The sequence below is a fragment of the Methanosarcina sp. DH1 genome (assembly GCF_020804205.1).
Lineage (GTDB): Archaea > Halobacteriota > Methanosarcinia > Methanosarcinales > Methanosarcinaceae > Methanosarcina > Methanosarcina vacuolata.
Genome location: NZ_WJBJ01000032.1, coordinates 30759 through 50569, shown reverse-complemented (window position 1 = coordinate 50569; position 19811 = coordinate 30759). Strand labels below are relative to the sequence as shown.

The 19811-nt window shown below is 39.9% G+C and carries 19 protein-coding genes; 9 read left to right on the top strand and 10 right to left on the bottom strand.

Annotated elements, in window-relative coordinates:
* Nucleotides 1-7: 7 nt before the first annotated feature.
* The 5 genes from nikC to FXW07_RS17420 are packed head-to-tail and all read left to right on the top strand — an operon-like array spanning nucleotide 8 to nucleotide 5094.
* Nucleotides 8-880: a nickel ABC transporter permease subunit NikC gene (gene nikC / locus FXW07_RS17440; protein WP_229396762.1), complete on the top strand. Its 873-nt coding sequence runs from the start codon at nucleotides 8-10 to the stop codon at nucleotides 878-880.
* Nucleotides 864-1688 (top strand): ABC transporter ATP-binding protein, encoded by an 825-nt coding sequence (locus FXW07_RS17435; protein ID WP_229396760.1) that lies wholly within the window; start codon nucleotides 864-866, stop codon nucleotides 1686-1688. Before nikC ends, FXW07_RS17435 begins: the two co-directional genes overlap by 17 nt.
* Nucleotides 1689-1699: 11 nt before the next feature.
* Complete coding sequence (locus FXW07_RS17430) at nucleotides 1700-2680, top strand: ABC transporter ATP-binding protein (protein WP_229396758.1); 981 nt, start codon at nucleotides 1700-1702, stop codon at nucleotides 2678-2680.
* A 26-nt stretch (nucleotides 2681-2706) separates the two neighbouring features.
* Nucleotides 2707-4323 (top strand): nickel ABC transporter substrate-binding protein, encoded by a 1617-nt coding sequence (locus FXW07_RS17425; protein ID WP_229396756.1) that lies wholly within the window; start codon nucleotides 2707-2709, stop codon nucleotides 4321-4323.
* A 12-nt stretch (nucleotides 4324-4335) separates the two neighbouring features.
* Nucleotides 4336-5094, top strand: a complete 759-nt coding sequence (locus FXW07_RS17420) for a class I SAM-dependent methyltransferase (protein ID WP_229396754.1) — start codon at nucleotides 4336-4338, stop codon at nucleotides 5092-5094.
* A 403-nt stretch (nucleotides 5095-5497) separates the two neighbouring features.
* Here the strand turns inward: FXW07_RS17420 and FXW07_RS19420 are convergent, their stop codons facing one another.
* The 5 genes from FXW07_RS19420 to FXW07_RS17400 form a co-directional block, all read right to left on the bottom strand.
* Nucleotides 5498-5623 (bottom strand): hypothetical protein, encoded by a 126-nt coding sequence (locus FXW07_RS19420; protein ID WP_255679133.1) that lies wholly within the window; start codon nucleotides 5621-5623, stop codon nucleotides 5498-5500.
* Between the two features lie 50 nt (nucleotides 5624-5673).
* Nucleotides 5674-6282 (bottom strand): UPF0228 family protein, encoded by a 609-nt coding sequence (locus tag FXW07_RS17415; protein ID WP_229396752.1) that lies wholly within the window; start codon nucleotides 6280-6282, stop codon nucleotides 5674-5676.
* A gap of 582 nt (nucleotides 6283-6864) precedes the next feature.
* Complete coding sequence (locus FXW07_RS17410) at nucleotides 6865-7050, bottom strand: PspC domain-containing protein (protein ID WP_229396750.1); 186 nt, start codon at nucleotides 7048-7050, stop codon at nucleotides 6865-6867.
* Between the two features lie 333 nt (nucleotides 7051-7383).
* Nucleotides 7384-8475, bottom strand: coding sequence for a hypothetical protein (locus FXW07_RS17405; RefSeq protein ID WP_229396748.1), 1092 nt, complete (start codon nucleotides 8473-8475; stop codon nucleotides 7384-7386).
* A 36-nt stretch (nucleotides 8476-8511) separates the two neighbouring features.
* Nucleotides 8512-9495, bottom strand: coding sequence for a DUF523 and DUF1722 domain-containing protein (locus FXW07_RS17400; protein WP_229396746.1), 984 nt, complete (start codon nucleotides 9493-9495; stop codon nucleotides 8512-8514).
* 468 nt (nucleotides 9496-9963) lie between these two features.
* On the opposite strand from FXW07_RS17400, the gene FXW07_RS17395 reads away from it, so the two are divergent.
* A complete protein-coding gene (locus FXW07_RS17395; RefSeq protein WP_255679132.1) occupies nucleotides 9964-10653 on the top strand; it encodes a peroxiredoxin in 690 nt (229 codons plus the stop codon).
* Nucleotides 10654-10944: 291 nt separating this feature from the next.
* Here the strand turns inward: FXW07_RS17395 and proC are convergent, their stop codons facing one another.
* The 3 genes from proC to FXW07_RS17380 all read right to left on the bottom strand — a co-directional run bounded on the left by proC (nucleotide 10945) and on the right by FXW07_RS17380 (nucleotide 14657).
* Entirely contained in the window at nucleotides 10945-11763 is an 819-nt protein-coding gene (proC, locus tag FXW07_RS17390; protein ID WP_229396744.1) for a pyrroline-5-carboxylate reductase, read from the bottom strand.
* 249 nt (nucleotides 11764-12012) lie between these two features.
* On the bottom strand, nucleotides 12013-13164 hold the full coding sequence (proB, locus tag FXW07_RS17385; protein WP_229396743.1) for a glutamate 5-kinase: 1152 nt from the start codon (nucleotides 13162-13164) through the stop codon (nucleotides 12013-12015).
* 149 nt (nucleotides 13165-13313) lie between these two features.
* Nucleotides 13314-14657 carry a glutamate-5-semialdehyde dehydrogenase gene (locus FXW07_RS17380; RefSeq protein WP_229396741.1) on the bottom strand — a complete coding sequence of 448 codons (1344 nt, stop codon included), beginning with the start codon at nucleotides 14655-14657 and terminating at the stop codon, nucleotides 13314-13316.
* A 1283-nt stretch (nucleotides 14658-15940) separates the two neighbouring features.
* Here FXW07_RS17380 and FXW07_RS17375 point away from each other — a divergent pair.
* The gene (locus tag FXW07_RS17375; protein ID WP_048122772.1) at nucleotides 15941-16354 is read left to right on the top strand and encodes a DUF356 domain-containing protein; all 414 of its coding nucleotides are present in this window, start codon (nucleotides 15941-15943) and stop codon (nucleotides 16352-16354) included.
* 118 nt (nucleotides 16355-16472) lie between these two features.
* Here FXW07_RS17375 and FXW07_RS17370 read toward each other — a convergent pair whose 3' ends face one another.
* Together FXW07_RS17370 and FXW07_RS17365 are read right to left on the bottom strand one after the other, a co-directional pair.
* Entirely contained in the window at nucleotides 16473-16904 is a 432-nt protein-coding gene (locus FXW07_RS17370; RefSeq protein ID WP_229396739.1) for a toprim domain-containing protein, read from the bottom strand.
* A 240-nt stretch (nucleotides 16905-17144) separates the two neighbouring features.
* Nucleotides 17145-17462, bottom strand: a complete 318-nt coding sequence (locus FXW07_RS17365; protein WP_048122776.1) for a DUF167 domain-containing protein — start codon at nucleotides 17460-17462, stop codon at nucleotides 17145-17147.
* A gap of 728 nt (nucleotides 17463-18190) precedes the next feature.
* On the opposite strand from FXW07_RS17365, the gene FXW07_RS17360 reads away from it, so the two are divergent.
* Together FXW07_RS17360 and FXW07_RS17355 are read left to right on the top strand one after the other, a co-directional pair.
* Nucleotides 18191-19300 carry an amidohydrolase family protein gene (locus tag FXW07_RS17360; protein WP_229396737.1) on the top strand — a complete coding sequence of 370 codons (1110 nt, stop codon included), beginning with the start codon at nucleotides 18191-18193 and terminating at the stop codon, nucleotides 19298-19300.
* A gap of 18 nt (nucleotides 19301-19318) precedes the next feature.
* Nucleotides 19319-19771 (top strand): universal stress protein, encoded by a 453-nt coding sequence (locus FXW07_RS17355; protein WP_229396735.1) that lies wholly within the window; start codon nucleotides 19319-19321, stop codon nucleotides 19769-19771.
* Nucleotides 19772-19811: the final 40 nt, after the last annotated feature.

The following is a 19811-nucleotide window of genomic DNA, read 5'->3' as shown; positions in this document are numbered from 1 at the left end:
GGGACATATGATGCAGGCCAAAACTCAAGCAATAAAGAGATCGAATGCATGGTTTCATTCATCCGATGGCATTATAAATCGCATACTTACGCAAAAAGCAGCAGTTTTCGGTTTTGTAATAGTGGCTTTGATTATCATCATTGCCATAGCTGCGTCTGTAATCGCTCCAAATGACCCGCTTAAGGTAAATATGTCAATGCGCTTAAAAGGCCCAGGTTCTTTATATTGGCTTGGCACCGATAATCTGGGGCGATGCATTGCATCTCGCCTGATTTGGGGAGCACGGATGTCACTGATATACAGCATGTGCGTGCTGGGCCTTATGATGGCAATTAGTATTCCGATAGGTCTCCTTTCTGGGTATGCAGGCGGTCGCATAGACACGTTTATTATGCGGACTATTGATATATTTTTATCACTTCCAACTTTTCTGATGGCATTAGCCATTGCCGGTATGCTGGAACCCAGTGTGAAAAATATGATTATTGCCATGGCTAGCGTGTGGTGGGCACCTTATGCAAGAATAATACGTGGCATGTCAATGCAGATAAAGCAGCAGGACTTTATGCTTGCAGCAAAAGCAGCCGCCTGTACTCACAGTCAGATTATTTTACGGCACATACTTCGCAATGTCGCCCCGTCAATTATTGTAATGGCCACACTTGAAATTGGTTCGATTATACTGGCCATCGCATCATTTTCTTTTATCGGGTTGGGTGCGCAGCCGCCTACGCCCGAGTGGGGTGTTATGCTCAGCGACAGCAAAGAATTTATGCAGACACAGCCGCAGCTGATGATTTATCCGGGAGTTGCAATTATGATTACAGTTATGGCATTTAATCTTCTGGGGGAAGGACTGAAAAATGCAATACAAAACTGATCGGGGAGATGACCAGGCAATTCAGAGCGAAAATGTGGTGTTGGATATTCGGGGCCTTTCTCTGGAATACATTATGCCGGATCAAAACATCCACGCCGTGGTAGACTTGAACCTTGTTGCAATAATGGGAAAAATCACCGCACTTGTTGGAGAAAGCGGTAGTGGAAAATCTACTATCGCACTTGCGGTAATGGGCATCCAGGATAAAAATGCTGTAATTTCAGGTGGTGAGATTTACCTGGCGGGGGCGGACATACTCTCTATGCCTAAAAAGGATCTGCGGGCTTACATCTCGAACCATGCCGGCATTATATTTCAGGATCCGATCGATTCGCTGAATCCGTTATTAACTGTTGGAGAGCAGTTGGTGGAGGCAATCCTGATACACAAAAAAATAACAAAAAATCAAGCTCGTACCATTGCGCTAAATCAACTTCTGGCAGTCAGCCTGCCGCAGCCGGAGGAATTGATGAAAAAGTACCCTTTTATGCTGAGCGGAGGAATGTGTCAGCGTGTTATGATTGCCATCGCCAGCGTTTTCCGCCCACCACTTCTCATTGCAGATGAGCCAACGACAGCTCTTGATGTAACGATTCAGGCTCAAATTCTGCATCAATTGGATTCGATGCGGAAGAGAGACGGAACTGCAATTCTGCTTATTACGCACGATCTGGGAGTAGTTGCAGAAATAGCAGACAATGTGTGTATTATGAAGGACGGACATATTGTGGAAAGCGGTACTGTAGACGACATATTCTATAATCCGCAACATACGTATACACGCCAATTACTGGCGGCAGCACTCTAAGAGGTTTGGCCATGGAAGTATTGGCGGAAACCCTGAACATACGGAAATCTTACGAAAAACAAAATTTGTTTACAAAGACGAGCGCGCAGGTTTCTGCTGTAAACGGTGTGTCTCTCAAAATTCAGAAGGGACGTTCAGTAGGACTTATCGGGGAAAGCGGAAGCGGAAAAAGCACGCTTGGTCGAATGATGGCCGGACTGGAAACGCCGACAGAAGGACAGGCACTGTTTCGGGGACGGTCAATATCAAATATTTCCCTTCGAAAAATGCGTCCACTACGACGTAATATCCAGATGATATTTCAAAATAGCAGCAGCGTTTTTGATATGTCCTATACCGTAGGTGAAAGTATTGCCGAGGTTATTGAAAACAGCGAGAAAGTATCAAAAAAAGAATGCTTAGAAAAAATTGAGACAATACTGGAACAGGTCGGTCTAGATGCCTTATACGCTCAGAGGAATCCAAAGGAATTGAGCGGGGGGCAGCGCCAGCGTGCCAATATTGCACGTGCACTTGTTCTTCACCCGGAGTTTGTTGTTTGCGACGAGCCTGTTTCCAGCCTTGATTATTCATTGCGCAAACAAATTCTGACTTTACTTAATGATTTACGAAATAAATTTGGTTTAACCTACTTGTTTATCACCCACGACCTCAACTGCGTGCCTTATGTCTGCGATATTATGGCCATTATGTATGCGGGTAAGATAGTAGAGCAAATCGATTTAAAACAGAACTCGATGCAGAACGCACTTCACCCATACACCAGCCTACTGTTTTCGTGTATACCAGCAAAGGTACCTGCAGAACGAAAAAAATGCACGATGGAGAGCGTAATTGATACAACAGTTATACCTGATTCAAAACACTGTTGTCGGTTTTTTCCACGCTGTCCTTGCTATACAGAACGTTGCATAAATGAAGAGCCAGTGCTAAGGGAGGTCGCACGCGGTCATTTTGTAGCATGTCATGTTGTATCATGTCACGTCGTATAAGCCATTAAAGAAAGGGAGAATGAAAAATGAAGAAAAAATATATCTGGGCAATTATCGCGTCAGCACTATCACTGGTGCTGTTGATGAGTGGATGCATCTCAAATCAAGCGTCAAACAATACACAGAACGAAATTTCTGATTCTTCAGATACCACCGCCACAGCCGTCAGTAATCAGTCAGATTCCATTACAATTATGGTCTCCGGCAAACTGAACCCGGAAGATGCCAGCCCGATAGAGTCCAGCACTGAAATGTGCCTTTATGAAATGGTGTACGAACCGCTGGTCAAATACGGAAAAGGTGGCGTGATTGAACCGGGACTTGCTGAGAGATGGGAAATTAGTGATAATGGAACGCAGTATACTTTCTACTTACGTAAAGATATCAAATTTTCAGATGGTACCAGCTTTAACGCGGACAGCGTGGTAAGCAGTGCAAAGCACTGGGACCCAACGAGATTTTCCACGCCACTTACAAATGTGGAGAAATTAGACGACTACACGGTCATGCTGACATTTAAAGAAAACTGCTATCCCGTATTAATCGAACTGACCTATCCCCGACCTTTCCGCATCGCATCTGAAAACTCATTTGATGAAAACGGCAACTTTGTAAAAATGATCGGCACAGGTGAGTGGATGGTGGAAAGTTACGTCCCTGAGGAAGAGGTGGTTATGGTGCCCAACCCGTATTACTACGGAACGAAACCGAATATTAATAAGATAACCATCAGAAAAGTTACCGACGGCGAATCAAGAATTATGGCGCTTCAAAGCGGAGAAGCTGACCTTTCTCTGGCCGATCTGCCTTCCGAAAGCAAATCGATCATCGAGTCATCAAAAAATCTTGCCGTTACAAACACTGAAGGCACATTGGGTTTTTTCCTCATGCTAAATCAAGAAAATACTGCATTGCAGGATGAAAATATCCGCCTTGCGTTAAATTACGCAATAGACAAAGACAGCATCGTGGAAAATATATTTGGAGGCGATGCTGTTGCAGCAAAGGGGATTTTACCTGATACGGTACCGTATGTCAATGACGAAAACAGCAAGGGATACTCTTATAACCCGGAAAAAGCAAAAGAGCTGCTGGTCGAATCGGGATATACGGACAGTGATGGTGATGGGATCGTTGATAAGAACGGTGTGCCACTGTCCCTCAAGCTTGTATTTCAGTCTGAGGAATATGCAAGCTGGAAATCTATGTGTGAATACCTTCAGGCATCTGCCAAAGAGGTCGGAATTGATATTCAGCTTGAGCAACTGGACACTTCGGCCTACTATGACGCGATCTGGAAAAACCGCGATTTTGACATGATTATTTACCGCACATATGAAGATTCATGGAATCCTCACGGATTTTTGCGCTCCATGTTTTATCAGTCCGAGGGTAGCACTTCCGTATGCTGGTATGACCCGCAGTTAAATACAGATCTTGACGAGGTCATTAAAGCACAGGACGAGGCAACGCGTCAGGCAAAATATGACCAGATATTTAAGCTGATCAATGACAAGGCACTTGTTGTTCCTCTGTGCTATCCCAACAAACAATATGTATATAATACTCGCTTGCAAAACGTGACAGTTGCACCGACGAGCTATGAAGGCATAGAGTGGCAGTTGATCACTATAGCAAAGTAAGAGGTCAAAAGCATGTTGTGGACTGTATTTGAACAGATCGAAAAAGCCTGGTCTGCCGATGCCGGGGGTTATGACCAGGTGATCCAAAAACAGCTAAGTAATGAAAAAGACGTAAAGCATTGGCAGGATGAACTTCGGCTGGTGCTTGGTGAGAAACCATTGCATGTACTTGATGTCGGGTGCGGGCCAGGGTTTTTTACAATTATGCTTGCCAGGCTAAAACATAATGTGACATCTGTTGACGGTGCTGAGGGAATGGTAGAGCGTGCCAGGATCAATATCAAAAAGGAGGCGTTAAATACAAAAATATATAAAGGCGACGCCGTGCTTTTGGATAAAGAGAAGGAAAACAGCCTTGATGCCATAGTATCACGCGATGTTGTTTGGACACTCTATGACCCGGAGAAAGCTTTCATTCGATGGAAAAACCTGCTGAAAACGGGTGGTAAAATCGTCATTTATGACGGTGATTACAGGCGGGATCAGTCGTCTTTGCGTTACTATGTATTGAAATTAATCTCAGATCTGATTAATCTCTCCATGGAGGGGAAATATCGAAAAAAGAAACAGCACAATTCCCCAGGCAATGGATTCGAGCAACTGCCTATGATTCGGCATAAGCGACCACAATATGATCAAGAACTGTTACTGAAGGCAGGCTTTTCAAAAGTTGAGGTGACAAAGGATTGTTTCCGCAACAGTCCATCACATCTTGAATTCTGGAAATATGGGTATCAGGGAAAAAGGTTCCGTGTAATTGCTTACAAATGAGTGAGATCATAATTACAGGAAGTCACGTTTTATACAGTTAATGATCTTGTGCTGTTGATTTTTCAGTTCAACTGCGTTAATCCAGTGATTTCATTATTTTTTTCACTGGATTTTACATTCCGGCCGCCATCTTTAGTTTTTTTCATTGAATTTCGTTGACTCAGGAATTATTGCCCTTTGAGTGACCATTCTTTTTACAAATATCTAAAAACTCTCGTTTTTGTTATTATTTCAATCACAACAAGATTTATTCTGAGGCAGATTCCAATTAAAGCAAAATTCAGACTGGAACGAGATTGTTTAGGGTACATAATAATGAAATCTGTGACTACTCCCACGACTTAAGTCGCAGGCATCTAAAAAAGAAATAATTGCCTCAAAGGCAACATTTATTGAATTTTTCCTAAGAACTATTAACCGGTTCTGTTGTCCATCCACCGTCTGTAACCTGTAAGTTGGCATCAATCCCTTTGGGAACATCTAATATAGTTTCACCATTTACTGGAAGACCAGGCTGGATCTGCTTCAACCGTGGGTAATTGACTTCCCCTTTTAAATCTGAATTTATAAGACGGTCTCTTAGGTTGTAGGGTCATATGGAGGAAAAATGTAACTAAAATCTACAGTAAAGATATTTCCGTTTTGTTCAAGCTCATTTTTCATCCTTTTTGCATCTTTTTCTTGAATCACATACCGAGATCCATTAGGATTTTCAAAATGAATCTCGCACCAAGTAAACTTTTTCACCCTAGTGTCATATTTGTCCAATATTGCGAGAAATTTTTTGTCTTGGACAGCTTGTTCAGATACCGTAAAAACGTAATTATCCCCTTCCCTGATAACATGAGCAGGAGAAGTTGTAATCCATTCTTTTTTCTCTTCTGTCATCCCTTTACGAATATCACGTCTTATATCCCAGTTATCTTTGTCCACTATTATGTAATATCTTTCAGCCGTAGTATTAGTATCATATTCCATGCTATAGTTCAAAGCCATACTAATGTTTTGAAGAATATCTTTTACTTCTGGCTCAGAAATTCCATCTTTAAATTGAATATATATACCAGCTACTTGTGATTCAGGAGCCGGAGTGTTAGTATTAACTGGCATTTTTATAAGTAGTCCAACAATCAGTAGGAGAGTTAAAAAAATAATTAAAACAGCTTGTTTCTTATTGATTTTGCTCATACCAACACCTAAAAAAATGAAGAAATTTGAGACCAGCAGGCAACTTTGTTTCTTAATTGTTTCTCCACTTATTTTTTATTGAATTATAAAAAGAAATATTTCAATTTTTCTAAAAAGTACTCTAAAAATTTGAAAATAAATTGTTGGTAACCATGAGTCTGTTAACAGCTCATGCCGTTTGGAGATTTTTAATAAATAGAAACTAGGACTTACGCACTTGAAGAACAAAATCAATTACGGCAAAGACTGTGGATTAAAGTCACGTTTTAGACAGTTAACGGTCTGATGCTGTTGATTTTTTAGTTCAACTGCGTAAGTCCTAGAAACATTATAAATGACAGTTAACTTACGTCTATATCCATTTTCCCAGTTTCCCTTAATGGATAATAAGTTCTTGTACCTAAAGAAGTCCGTGCATGCACCTGAGTAAAACTGTTTTAACACCTGAAATATAAAATTTTAAATTTGTTGTTTTTTTGAAGTTGACGGGCTGTATCCCACCATTAAAATGATGAGGATTGGCCCTTCTTTATTCCTAAAAAATTTTAGAGTTTTTTTATTTAAAAATAAAACAGAGAGCCCTCAGGGCTCTTCAGGAATTATAATCCATGCTATTATATAAGCAACTATACCGCTTCCCGCACCCACTAGAGAAATTAGCAACCACAAAAGCCGTATAAGCGTAGGATCAACTTTAAAGTACTCACCTAGCCCACCACATACCCCTGCAAGAATCCTGTATTTCTTTGACCTATACAATTTATTCATTTGATCACCCCCTAACTTCAAAATGCTTAACATGCTACTACACTTATATTCGATTTATAAGTACAGTTATATTCGATTTGTAAGTACAGTTATATTCGATTTGTAAGTACGGTTATATTCGATTTGTAGGTACAGTTTTAGACCAATCCTTTGAAAAAAAAAGATTGCAATTAATAGATTACTTATATTCGATTTATAAGTAACTCCTTGGACTAAGAAAGTGTATATGAAATGTCATCATGTTTACAAGTAAAAGTTAATTTTTCAGGTTTCGCTTTTTTACACGCAATTCCTTTTCATATAAGCCTGCCAGAAATTCAGATCCTCAGATCCTCATATCATAGCCCAGGCACTGGTTATGTTTTCAGGTACCAGGTCCTCTCCAGATGCCTGCACATATACCCTGAATTTATTTCCTGCAGGAACCGTCAGGCCTTTTGCAGTGTAATTGAAAACTTCTTCCGGCTCAATTGTAATTGAAGAACTTTCAATTTCATCCCACAAAGAAAGCTTATCTTCAGCCTGGAGGGCAACGAAAACGGTTGCATTTTCAGCTCTCTCCGAACCCACGTTTCTTACTGTTACATTAATATCTACAACCCCTTCTTTTTTTGAGTATGCACATTGTGCTTTGAAATCAAGCTTAATCATGGGTCTTCTATAGACAGGAACAACATGTACAGGCTGGTCTGCATATTCTTCCGGGACTTCACCTATCTGCCAATCACTCCCTGTTGTTTCCAGATAGTAGTAATCGCTGCCTTCGTACTCGAAACTCCTGCCCCTGTACTCATTGTTACATTTTATCCCGAGAGCCATATGTTCAGGGAGCTCCAGAAGGACAGCATCGTAACCCATTTCCTGAAGAATTGCCACGGAGAGAATTGAAGTGTCTTCACAATCCCCACCGTTTTCATAAAGAGTTTCGTAAGGAAAACGGGGGTACTGGTCATAACCCGAGCTTTCAAGGTCCGAGGTATAGTTAAGGGATTGGACAAAAGAAATACAAAGTCCCGGAATTTGACTTTTTTCAAGCCCGTGAGCTTTCGAGAGAGAAAGTAAAGCCTCTGCAATGTCCTTAATTAACCAGTCATCATATGGATCTGAAGCAAACAGGTCATAGTCTCGGTTTCTAGTCCTGGAGTTATATTTTTCATACAATTCATTGTCAAGAGGCAGAGTAAGCTGCCAGTTGCAGCCTTCATAGTCCCAGGAGTAAGTTCGGGAAAACGTTCCAGGAGTAGTTGACTCCTCTGTTATCGAGGCGCTGTAAGGCTCAGAATTTACAGTATCTGCTCCTATCAGACTCTCCCCAGAATCGCCTATATAAGAATCTATGGAAGTTTCAGAGTTGGACCAGGTTAAGAGAAATCCGATCAGATAAAGGAGAAAAGAGAAATAAAACAAAGCGGTTAAGCTTTTCATAAATTATCCCCGCCCAGAATTTCATAGTTTACGAGTTCATTTCCAGAGGTCTTCCCTTAGATGGGAGTCTACAGGGTCCACTTCCATCAGGCCTTCTGGATAGGGTTCAAAAAAGGTCTGACTCGTAAGATACTGGTCTTCAAAGCGAACGGCCCACGACCTGATGATGCTAATTGCGGGGCAAAGAGAGACTTTTCCGTTCCTGTACTTCTGAATCCAGCTAAAAAATAGTGCCTTTTCCTGGTTTGAGAGCCGCTCTGAAAAATGTCCGAAGGCATGCATGAGTACATTAATACTTGAAGTATACCTGGGAGGCCTGGAGAGGGAGCTGTAAAGATGCTTCTCGTACTCAAAAACCAGTTCTTGAAAGGTTTCTTGTTCTTTATTTGCAACAATAGATCCCAGTTTCTTAAGTTCTTCCTGGCTATATACCATAAGCAGATACTTATTTTCGGTATGGAACGCGACAAGGTCTTTCATGCGGCCTTCGGATTTTACTTTTCGGAAAGCAGCAAGCATAAAAATCCTGGTCATGAAATGTTCTTTTATGCGAGCGTTCCTTAGCCTTCCTTCGTCCTCAACAGGAAGATAGGAAAACTCTTTCAGGACTGCCCTCCCGAAATATCCTGAAGTTTTTCCAATTACCGCTGATTTAAGCGATGTAGTCGGGTAAACTTTTACGTCCTTAATGCCGCAAGAAGGAGACCTGTATTTAAGAATAAAACCATCAATCTCTCCTGCAGAACCGATAAAATCAGTGCAATATGCGTCCATAGCTTCAGTTACATCCCTGCCACTTGCGGACTGTACAAGCCGCTGTTCCCCATTCTCAAGAATAATTCTTAACGGGTATCTTGGGACACCGAGCCCTATCTCCACTTCAGGGCAGACAGGCAGGAAATCAACATACTCCAAGAGGTTTGCCACTATCGGACTGTTTATAATATTCCCGTTGTATCTACAGTGGTCAAACCCAAGGCACCTACTAACCACAACCTTTGGCCGAACAAACTCCCTCATTTAACCCCCCCATATAACAAAGGATTTCCAGCATAAATTATTTTCCAGAATAAAGTCTTAAAAGACTTCTTTTTTAAAAATAAAATGTTAGAAGGTAGGGATCTTTCAAAAAAGACTTCAAAATACTTAATATATAAAAGCCAGAAGTGTTGACCGAAAAATGAATTGAAAATAGATTCACAGCACTTATTTTGGGAAAAATAAAAGCCAGAAGAAAATAAGGTTTTAAAAAAAGTATTATTAACAAAGTAAATTTTTTGTCCGTATTTCGGAACAAATATATAAGAACAAAAATAACTATAGATAGTTAGGGGACGATTGAGGGAAAAAAGGGCTTTTAAGGGGTAAGACTCCAAACTCTTTTAAGGGGTAGCAAGACTTCTAACTCTTTTGAGGGAAAGCCTCTGAACTTGAACTCAGTTTACGGTCCCGAAAGAAAAAGCATGAGCTTAAAAATAGGTGAAAAATATGGTAGAAGCTGAGTATGAACAGATACACATGCCTCTGATCGGAGATGATGCACCGTCATTTACAGCAGTAACAACTCAGGGACAAATCAATTTCCCTGATGATTACAAGGGTAAGTGGGTTATTCTTTTCAGTCATCCTGCAGATTTCACACCCGTATGTACTACCGAATTCATGACCTTTGCCAGCATGCAGGAGGAATTTAGAGAGATGAACACTGAGCTGATAGGGCTCTCTATCGACAGCGTGTTCTCTCATATTGCATGGCTTAAGAGGATCGAGGAAAAAATCGAATATAAAGGAATGAAAAATGTAGAGGTAAAGTTTCCGGTAATAGCCGACCTGACAATGGAAGTCGCAAAGAAATACGGAATGATCCAGCCAAAAACTTCAACCACGCAGGCTGTAAGAGCCGTATTTATCATAGATCCTGAAGCAAAGATAAGAGCAATTCTTTACTACCCGCAATCAGCGGGAAGAAACATGCAGGAAATAAAAAGGCTTGTAACCTCCTTGCAGAAAAATGAAACTGAGAAAGTAGCAACGCCTGCAAACTGGCAGCCTGGAGACGATGTTATTGTTCCAGCCCCCAGTTCGATGGAAGCCGTAAAAGAAAGAACTGGTAAGCTCGAAGAAAACATGTATTGTCTTGACTGGTTTTTGTGCTTTAAAAAAGATAGTAAGAAATAATTAAGAAAACAAAAATTATCGTGCCTACTAAACCCGGGAAAATACTCAGATTGGGAAAATACTCAACTTAGGCAAAGCATGATCAATGACCATCTTTTGTAGAATTCATGAGCAAATTCTTCTAAGTTTATTTTTTAAATTACTTGTTGTTGATCATGTTTTTTCGGATTTTACTGATTTTTATTTGCACTGCTCAATCACATTGGAATTAATATCAATAGACCTATTTTGTAGGGGTTGAACAGTTACCAAATAAAATAAAAAAAATGAAATAAAATGAAAAAGAGAAATTTACTTCTTTCCAAGTTCTCTTGAGCGTTCGGTTGCCCTTATAACTGCATTCATAAACGCAGCCCTGACTCCAGCCTCTTCAAGGGCATGGACACCCTGAATGGTCGTTCCGGCAGGAGAAGTAACCATATCCTTGAGTTCTCCGGGGTGCAGGCCTGTTTCAAGCATCATTTTTGCAGCCCCAAGTACGGTCTGGGCTGAGAGAGTGAGGGCACTTTTCCTGTCCATTCCTTCAAGGACAGCCCCATCGGCCATTGCCTCAATTACAGGAAAGATAAATGCAGGCCCACTGCCTGAAAGACCTGTAACTGCATCCATTATGGACTCAGACACCTGGACTGCAGTACCGACTGCAGAAAAGATCTCAAGGGCAGTTTTCACGTCTTCGGGAGTGGCATTTTTACCTGGAGCAATGCCTGAAGCAGCTTCGGAAACTGTGGCCGCAATGTTTGGCATTACACGTATGACTCTTGTGCCAGCAGGAAGCGCATTTTCGTAAGTGGAAAGAGGCACACCGGCTGCAATTGAGATTATAAGTTTATCAGAAGTTATGTCAGCTTTAAGATTTTCGAGTACCGAACCCAGGGTCTGAGGCTTTACTGCCAGGATAAGAATATCAGATGCACTGGCGATAACAGAATTGTCAGTAGATATATTAATTCCAAGCTTTGCCTTCAGATCGTTCAAGAAAGGCTCGTACACGTCGGCTGCGCCAAGATTTTCAGGCTTTACAATTTCCGCCTTTATAATTCCCTGCATAAGTGCAGAGCCCATTTTTCCTGCTCCGATAAATCCTATCTTTCGGTTCTGATCTACCATATAATTTCTCCTATTTTCAAAATAAGTATGAATATCTAGGTAATTGCTTCAAAATGTATTTTAAATAAGTATTAAGTAATTTAAAGGGACTTTATAGCCCAAATAAATTTATAAGAAATCAGTAGATTGATAAAACTTCCAAACTACAAGAAATTAATTGGATTCTTCAAAAATCCCAAATTCAGAAATCCCAAATTCAGAAATTCCAAAAAACCCAGTTTAATTCTTCGAGTATGCTGGAAATTCCATTCAGTTCTCTATTATGCCGATGTTTTCTTTTTTTATTACATTGCTGTAATTGCTATAGCCCAGAATACCTTCAATTTCGTCGGTGTGGGCTCCTTTGATTTTCATAAGTTCTTCAGAAGTGTAGTCTGTAATTCCTTTTGCAAAGACCCTGCCTTCACACTCTAATCTAACCACATCTCCCCTATCAAAATTTCCCTCAACTTTAATAACTCCTGCAGGAAGAAGGCTGTTTTTTCCGAGGACTGCGGCTTTTGCTCCTGCATCTACACGAATAGTGCCTGAAGCCCTTGCAAGAATGATCCAGCGGGCGCGGTTCTTCTGAATATGCCTTTCAGCCAGGAAGAGAGTGCCTATATCTTCTCCAGACAAAACCCTTAGAAGAACATCCTTGATTTTGCTGTTTGCAATCAAGACATAGCAACCTGCCATGCTACAGATCTTTGCAGCTTTTATCTTGGTCCTCATTCCCCCTACACCTTTGAAGCTTGTAGGGTCACCCCCATAACTTTCGATTTCAGGTGTGATTTTTTCCACGAGAGAGAGAAGTCTGGCATCATCGTGTATCTTTGGGTTTTTGTCAAAAAGGCCATTGATATCCGAAAGAATAATCAGGAGATCAGCATCGATTTTGCTTGCAACCATTGCAGAAAGTTTGTCATTATCTCCAAAGATTGCTTCAATCTCGTTTGTACAGGTGCAATCGTTTTCATTTATTATGGGAACTACCCCATATTCCAGAAGGGTAGATATACTATTTCTGAGGTTAAGATAAGATACCCGGTCAGAATAGAATTCATAAGTAAGAAGGATCTGAGCAACTTTTATCCCGTGTTTTGAAAAAGCTTCGCTCCAGTACTGCATAAGGATGCTCTGTCCTACCGCTGCCGCTGCTTGCCTGATAGGAATTTCACGAGGTTTTGGGGCAATGCCCAGCTCATAGAGTCCTACACCTATTGCCCCCGAACTTACCACAATTACCTCTTTTCCGAGCTTTCGAAGTTCGGAAACCTGAGCTGCAATACTTTCCATAAAGGTAGGATCAATACTGCAATTTTCTTTTGTACTGTCACAGTTATGTTTTGTAAGTGAGGAAGTACCTATCTTGATAACGATTTTATTAACATCATCGAGAAATTGATTTCTATCTGTCAATCACAAGGCCTCGTAAAATATTTTGGGAATACAGCTGAAATAAGTAACAGCTGCAATCCGAATTTCCATCGCTTGCACTCAATTTGCGCTGGTATTCCAATTCAGATATATAAACATATCATAATTCTTCGGAATTCTTCAGCAGGGTTTCAATTTACATCTTCAAACTTAAGGTCAAGTTTTCTGTGCGTATAGGGTTTTGCATTTTCTCCTGCGTAGTCTGCAACAACCTGCCCTTTCCCTAGCAAGATGTATTTGTAGATAAGAAGACCTTCCATGCCTACAGGCCCACGAGAATGGATTTTGTTTGTGCTTATTCCAACCTCGGCTCCTTTTCCATAACGATAGCCGTCCGCAAAACGGGTTGAGGCATTTACCATAACACTTGAAGAATCAACAAGCCCTGTGAACTCTTTTCTTTTTGAAGCATTCTCAGTGATTATTCCATCGGTGTGATGGGAGCCGAAAGTGTTTATATGGTCGATAGCTTCCTTTATAGTATCAACGAGTTTTATCGAAAGAATGAGATCATTGTACTCAAGACCCCAGTCCTCTTCCGTAGCTCTTGAGATCGGGGAAAGCCCTCTTTTTTCAAGCAGAGCATAACTATCTTCGTCACAGCGTAATTCAACCCCTGCACCAAGGTACATCTCTGCCATCTTCGGCAGAAAAGCATCTGCAATTTTACGGTTTATCAGAAGGGTTTCAATGGCGTTGCATACTGCAGGATACTGTACTTTCGCATCGAAGCAGACCTTCCAGGCTGTATCGAGATCCGCATACTCGTCCACATAGATATGGCAGATCCCGCTGGTATGTCCCAGTACAGGGATCTTCGTATTTTCCTGGATAAACTTGACAAATTCATTTGAACCTCTGGGGATGAGAAGGTCTACGTAGGCATCAAGACTCAAAAGGTCCATTATCTCTTCTCTGGTTTCCATAAGCTGGAAAGCCCCTGCTGGCATGCCTTCTGTGGACTCTATGGCTTTTACAAGAATCTGAAAAATAGTGCGATTAGACTCCCGGGCTTCACTCCCGCCTTTGAAGATGGTCGCGTTCCCGCTCTTAAGGCAAAGAGACATAACCTGAGGCACCACGTCAGGCCGAGATTCAAAGATAACACCTATAAGGCCAATCGGACAGCTCACCTGGTAGAGAATGAGGTCTTTGTCCAGCTCAAGAGTAGAGAGAGTATCTCCTACAGGATCTTTGAGCTTAATTACATCTCTGATTCCTGCAATCATTCCATCGATTTTTGAGTCACTTACTTTAAGCCTGTCTACAAGAGCTTGAGTGAGCTTCCCTTTCTTTTTCAGTTCTGCTGCAGCTTCAAGATCTTTTGCATTTGCATCCAGAATAGCTGTCCTTTCCTTGTCCAGAGCCTGAGCCATGGCCTCAAGCGCCAGGTTTTTTACTTCCGCACTTACACTGGAAAGTTCAATCGATGCCTTTTTTGCCTGTATTACTTTGGATTTAATATCTTCAGCCATATAATCACCTTCTAATATAATGATTAATGTATGCGTTAATTAGGGAACTGGGCAGCCAAACCTGTTATTGTATCAGTTAATTTACAGAAGATTCGGCATTACTCAACAACGGATAGAAGTAAAATCTTACTATTGATTACAGGTAACGGTCTTATTACTAAATTACAGGTAACGGTCTTATTACTAAATTACAGGTAACGGTCTTATTACTAAATTTATTACTAAATTACAAACGATGGGACTTACTATTGAAAGTGCTGAACTTAGATTGAATATCAGAAATAAACTAAAGATCATTTTTTCTTTAAATATCGGGGGTATATCCATAATTCTAAAGATGTATAAATTCTTCCGCTGCATTCATAAAGTAAACACGACGAAAAGAAAGAGAATACAGTTATCTAATACCTTTTGATACCTTATTGTACGCGATTTCGGTATATGATATAGCGAAGTCCTAGATAAAAGATGTCATTTTAGCAAGTAACATTTTATTTTTAATGTTTTATTATTAATATTTTATATATAATATTGGATTTTTGATCCTGCGTGCTTAATATTTGTATTTTAATATAATACACTGAATATATTATTTTAAATATTTAACTTACAATATATACTTTAGGCTTTTAATTCTGGGAATTTATCTGATGGCTTATATCAGCAGCTCAAGTTTGCTAAAATATTCATGTTTTAAGATCACCTGAAATAAGTCTATATCATATTAAAGTTTATTTTAAACCCCATAAAAATTGGCAATTAGCCTTGAGTAGCTTAATAGAATGAATAAAGTTACCATGGTTTTAATTATGGTAAAGTTGAAAATAAATAATAAGCTTATAGGAAATTAATTTTTTAATGTATGTTTATAAAAAAAATAGAAATTATATAAAAATACTAGAAAGGTAAAAAGTCAAAAAAGCTTTTTTACTTGGAAAATAAAACTTTTTCATTAATAGATATTATTTCAAAACGAATATATATACGATGAATATAACTATAGAATACACGACTCCATTACCTGGAAGCGTATACTACATCTGAAAAAAGAAATTGCAAGGTACCCTTATAATTTTTGAAGATCTCTTGGATAAGAGAAATGAAATTTTACAGCCTTGGGGACCAGACCATATATAAGTGCCGTAAAAGCGATAAAAAGACCAGAGGCGGTCTGAAATGTCCAAAAACCTGGCTGTTCAGCATTTCTCATACACAAAGATTATTATAGGGGTAAATCCATATCGAAATGGGGATAACTTCAGTATATTGGTGGTGTGTAAAAAATGAAATCATTCGCGTTAGTCCGGGCAGACGACTCGGATAAAGTAAAAATAGCCTTACATGATTTAGAACGATACGGACATATTCAATTTTCAGCTACTCCAAAATGCATAGAACCAAACTATGCTGATGAGCTTCTTGTTAGTGTAATGGGCGTATCCCTCAAGTCAAAATGTAACTCTGCAGCACTGGTGGAGTTGAATAATCATGCAGGAGCGGCAATTAGCAGACTAAAGAAAATTCATCCTCCCGCTCACATAATCATCATTAGTCCAAGGCACAAAATGTTTGAAGAACTGGCTGGCAAGTTTCCAAAATATCCGGAATTTGATCGAACATTCAACCATCAGAAGAATCCACAGAGTATGGAGATAATTCAGGAAAAAGCAGAACCTAATCCTATGCATAAAGAATGAACTAACTCTGTCAATTGTTAATGTTAACTTTAATATTTGTTTTCAATATTAATTATGATATTAATTTTAATATTAATTTTTGAACTTGACCTTTAAATTTCATTTTTCAGATTTAGACTTATTGGAAATCTTGCTTTGAACAGAAGCCTGTTTTTACTCTCAGCCTGGAAACATAAGTGTACAGGCTTTCTACATCTTTAATTTCCTTTTGAGATATGAGTCGGAGTTTGTTTCGGATCTCAAGTTCGGGTTTCAAACCGAAACTCTGGAAATATCCTGAAAGTTTTATAGCCAGAATGTCACCTCGTCTGTCCCAATCAGTTAGTATAACTACTTCACTACCAAGCCGAGCAATTTTCTCCGAAAAATTAAAAAGAGATTGACGGGTTGCAAGTTCAAAATTACCTTCTATTCCAAGCCTTTTCAGTGAGAGGACATCTCTTTTTCCTTCAACAATGATAATTGCTCCCCGTCCAGAATATTCGGAGAGTTCTGAGAGCAGTTCTTCAATTCTTTCAAGCCTTTTTCTGTAAATTTCAAGATCAGCCACGTTTTCTGCAACCTTTTTATTAATTAAAACTTTAAGAGAACTGCAGTTTACTTATAGACAGTTTACTTATAGGCAGTTTACTTATAGGCAGTTTACTTATAGGCAGTTTACTTATTAGACAGTTTACTTATAGACAGTTTACTTATAGACAGTTTACTTATAGACAGTTTACTTATCAGGAAACAAGGAAATAACTCATAAAGTTCGGTTATTTTCAAATGTAGTTTTTAAATTTCTGGATTATTTTTTTAAATGCGCTCCAAAAACTGAAACTGCCTGTTGATATGAAACTCCTTTTAACAATAAAGACTTCTTACTGCTTGTTGCCCCACTGTTTATGAGAATATCCGAACTGTTAATTGCAAAGAGCTCAGCAAAGCATTCTACCAGCTGTTCGTTTGCCTTTCCTTTCTGGGCATTTTTGGTTAGTTTTACTTCAATTCGCTTGCGCCACTCGTTATAACCGCTTGGAACCGAAATCGACCTGGAGCCGGGAGTAACCTCTATATCAACAATCACACCGGAACCCAGATCTGTTATTGCCTCTTCGAAGGACATATCTTTTACCTTTCTGGAGGGATTCTATAAATCAATAACGGACTGACCCTTTAAAGTAAAGAAATAATAGGAAACAATGGGAGTATAAGATTAAAGAAAGAGCTTTTACAAGAAGGAGAAAATAGTGCTGTAGCCCTGGCGCACTAACTCCGAAAGCTCATCCTCTGGTTTTCCGCAGTCACTTTCAGTTACCCTCGTGCAGGGCAGTGTCACACTATTGATGTACCGCATTGGGGTTGTCTATGCATTCACAGTCAGGATTTTCCATTACCTCGTGCAAGGACCTATACAATGCGACGAAGTCGTATTATATACATAGTGATATATAAAAATGTCGGCAAACTACAGATTTACTACATTGTATATATATTAAAAGGTTATTTATATTAAAAACCGATTTCTCTTACGAGAAACGATTTCGATTATAGGGGCAATATAAGAACCTGATAATTGGGAAAGATAACTTGAAAGAATGCAGAATTAACTGCGATATGAAAACAACAAGCATAACAAAAAACGATGAAAGTACGAAATGAGGCGATGGGTGGCGTGCTTAGCAAAATTTCATTCTCAAAAAAATGCATTCTCAGAAAGTTATATTTTAAAGATTTATATATCCTGAAAAAATTATAATGTAAAAAATCTGAAGAAAAACTTATATATTATGTATATGTTTGCTCTTCCAGAAATTAAGCACATATGCTTAATGAGTAGCTGAGGTGCTATATATGTACGGCACTGAACAGATAATTCCCGGGACAATTATTGCAGGCCCCGAACTGGAACCTATTGAGGGGTATATCTGCGTAAAGAGAGGAATAATTACGGAAGTTGGGGAAGAGCGTACACTCTCTAAGAACATAATTGCTCCCTGTTTTGTCAATGCACATACTCACCTTGGAGACTCAGTATTCAAAGACCCTCCTCTGGGAAAAGTTTCCGGCTTTCGGACTCAAAGAGACCTGGATGCTCTTGTAAAGCCTCCTGATGGGTTAAAGCATAGGATATTAAGAGACACACCATACAAAACCCTGATTGAGGGCATGAGAAAGTCCTTGCTGGACATGATAGAAACCGGGACCTGTGCTTTTGCGGATTTCAGAGAAGGGGGTGTTGTAGGGGTAGCAGCCCTGAACAAAGCTCTTGAAGGACTTAACCTTCATTCCATGATATTGGGCAGACCTACAGAGCCTGAACTGCCTCTTCAGGTTGTACTGGCAGAAGTAAGAAGAATTCTTCTACGCTCTACCGGACTTGGAATGAGTGGGGCAAATGACCTTGATCTCGAACTATTGGAGAATATTGCTACCTGCACACGGAAACATAGAAAATTCTTTGCGATCCATGCCGGAGAAAAAGATACGAGCGACATAGAAAAAGCATTGTCATTTGAGCCAGATCTCCTGATTCATTTGACAAATGCCACAAAAAAAGATCTTGAAGACGTGGCTGATGCAAAGATTCCTGTTGTTGTCTGTCCCAGATCTAATCTAATTACAGGAGCCGGAATTGCACCTGTTGCCGAGATGCTGGAAGCTGGGATAAAAGTAGCTGCAGGAACGGATAATGTAATGTTAAATTCTGTAAATATGTTTGCTGAAATGGAATTTATGTCTAAAATATTTTCCATTGATGACAGGCAAGTATTTAAAATTTGCACACTTAATGGTTCCTTTGTAATGGGATCTGATTCTACGGGTTCGATACAAAAGGGGAATAAAGCTAATCTCATGATCCTGAATGGAAATTCCAATAATCTTGCAGGGATAAAGAACCCCATAAGTGGAATCACAAGGCGGGCAAGACCCGATGACATACTATCAGTACTTCATTCGTAAAGCAAATGGAGAACAGACATGATGAGCGAATTTTACCGGAATATAGTGATTGCAACAGACGGATCCGAGAACAGCCTTAAGGCTATTTCTTACGGTATTGAGATTGCAAAACTCAGCGGGGCCACGGTTCACGCTCTCTACGTAATAGATATAACTTCTTTTTCTTCGATACCTATGGATGCGGGATGGGAAGCAATGTATGATACCCTGAGAGGAGAAGGGGAGAAAGCAATATCCATGGTACAGGAACGCGGAAAAGGCTCAGGAGTTGAGGTAAGAGAAGTGCTGTTGGAAGGTCACCCGAGTAATGAGATTATAAATTTTGCAGAAAACAATAATGCTGACCTGATAGTTGTGGGCACCCTCGGAAAAACCGGGCTCGACAGGTTTCTGATGGGAAGCGTTGCAGAGAAGGTAGTAAGAGGCTCAAAAGTCCCGGTCCTGGTCGTCCGGAGTGAAAAACAAGGTTAAGACTTTCTGCCAACTGGAAGCCTTGTGAGAAAATAGAGAT

What these genes read in the sequence shown, in the direction of transcription:
- nikC (WP_229396762.1), top strand. Translation starts at nt 8, where the DNA reads ATGATGCAGGCCAAAACTCAAGCAATAAAGAGATCGAATGCATGGTTT.
- FXW07_RS17435 (WP_229396760.1), top strand. Translation starts at nt 864, where the DNA reads ATGCAATACAAAACTGATCGGGGAGATGACCAGGCAATTCAGAGCGAA.
- FXW07_RS17430 (WP_229396758.1), top strand. Translation starts at nt 1,700, where the DNA reads ATGGAAGTATTGGCGGAAACCCTGAACATACGGAAATCTTACGAAAAA.
- FXW07_RS17425 (WP_229396756.1), top strand. Translation starts at nt 2,707, where the DNA reads ATGAAGAAAAAATATATCTGGGCAATTATCGCGTCAGCACTATCACTG.
- FXW07_RS17420 (WP_229396754.1), top strand. Translation starts at nt 4,336, where the DNA reads ATGTTGTGGACTGTATTTGAACAGATCGAAAAAGCCTGGTCTGCCGAT.
- FXW07_RS17415 (WP_229396752.1), bottom strand. Translation starts at nt 6,282, where the DNA reads ATGAGCAAAATCAATAAGAAACAAGCTGTTTTAATTATTTTTTTAACT.
- FXW07_RS17410 (WP_229396750.1), bottom strand. Translation starts at nt 7,050, where the DNA reads ATGAATAAATTGTATAGGTCAAAGAAATACAGGATTCTTGCAGGGGTA.
- FXW07_RS17405 (WP_229396748.1), bottom strand. Translation starts at nt 8,475, where the DNA reads ATGAAAAGCTTAACCGCTTTGTTTTATTTCTCTTTTCTCCTTTATCTG.
- FXW07_RS17400 (WP_229396746.1), bottom strand. Translation starts at nt 9,495, where the DNA reads ATGAGGGAGTTTGTTCGGCCAAAGGTTGTGGTTAGTAGGTGCCTTGGG.
- FXW07_RS17395 (WP_255679132.1), top strand. Translation starts at nt 9,964, where the DNA reads ATGGTAGAAGCTGAGTATGAACAGATACACATGCCTCTGATCGGAGAT.
- proC (WP_229396744.1), bottom strand. Translation starts at nt 11,763, where the DNA reads ATGGTAGATCAGAACCGAAAGATAGGATTTATCGGAGCAGGAAAAATG.
- FXW07_RS17380 (WP_229396741.1), bottom strand. Translation starts at nt 14,657, where the DNA reads ATGGCTGAAGATATTAAATCCAAAGTAATACAGGCAAAAAAGGCATCG.
- FXW07_RS17375 (WP_048122772.1), top strand. Translation starts at nt 15,941, where the DNA reads ATGAAATCATTCGCGTTAGTCCGGGCAGACGACTCGGATAAAGTAAAA.
- FXW07_RS17365 (WP_048122776.1), bottom strand. Translation starts at nt 17,462, where the DNA reads ATGTCCTTCGAAGAGGCAATAACAGATCTGGGTTCCGGTGTGATTGTT.
- FXW07_RS17360 (WP_229396737.1), top strand. Translation starts at nt 18,191, where the DNA reads ATGTACGGCACTGAACAGATAATTCCCGGGACAATTATTGCAGGCCCC.
- FXW07_RS17355 (WP_229396735.1), top strand. Translation starts at nt 19,319, where the DNA reads ATGATGAGCGAATTTTACCGGAATATAGTGATTGCAACAGACGGATCC.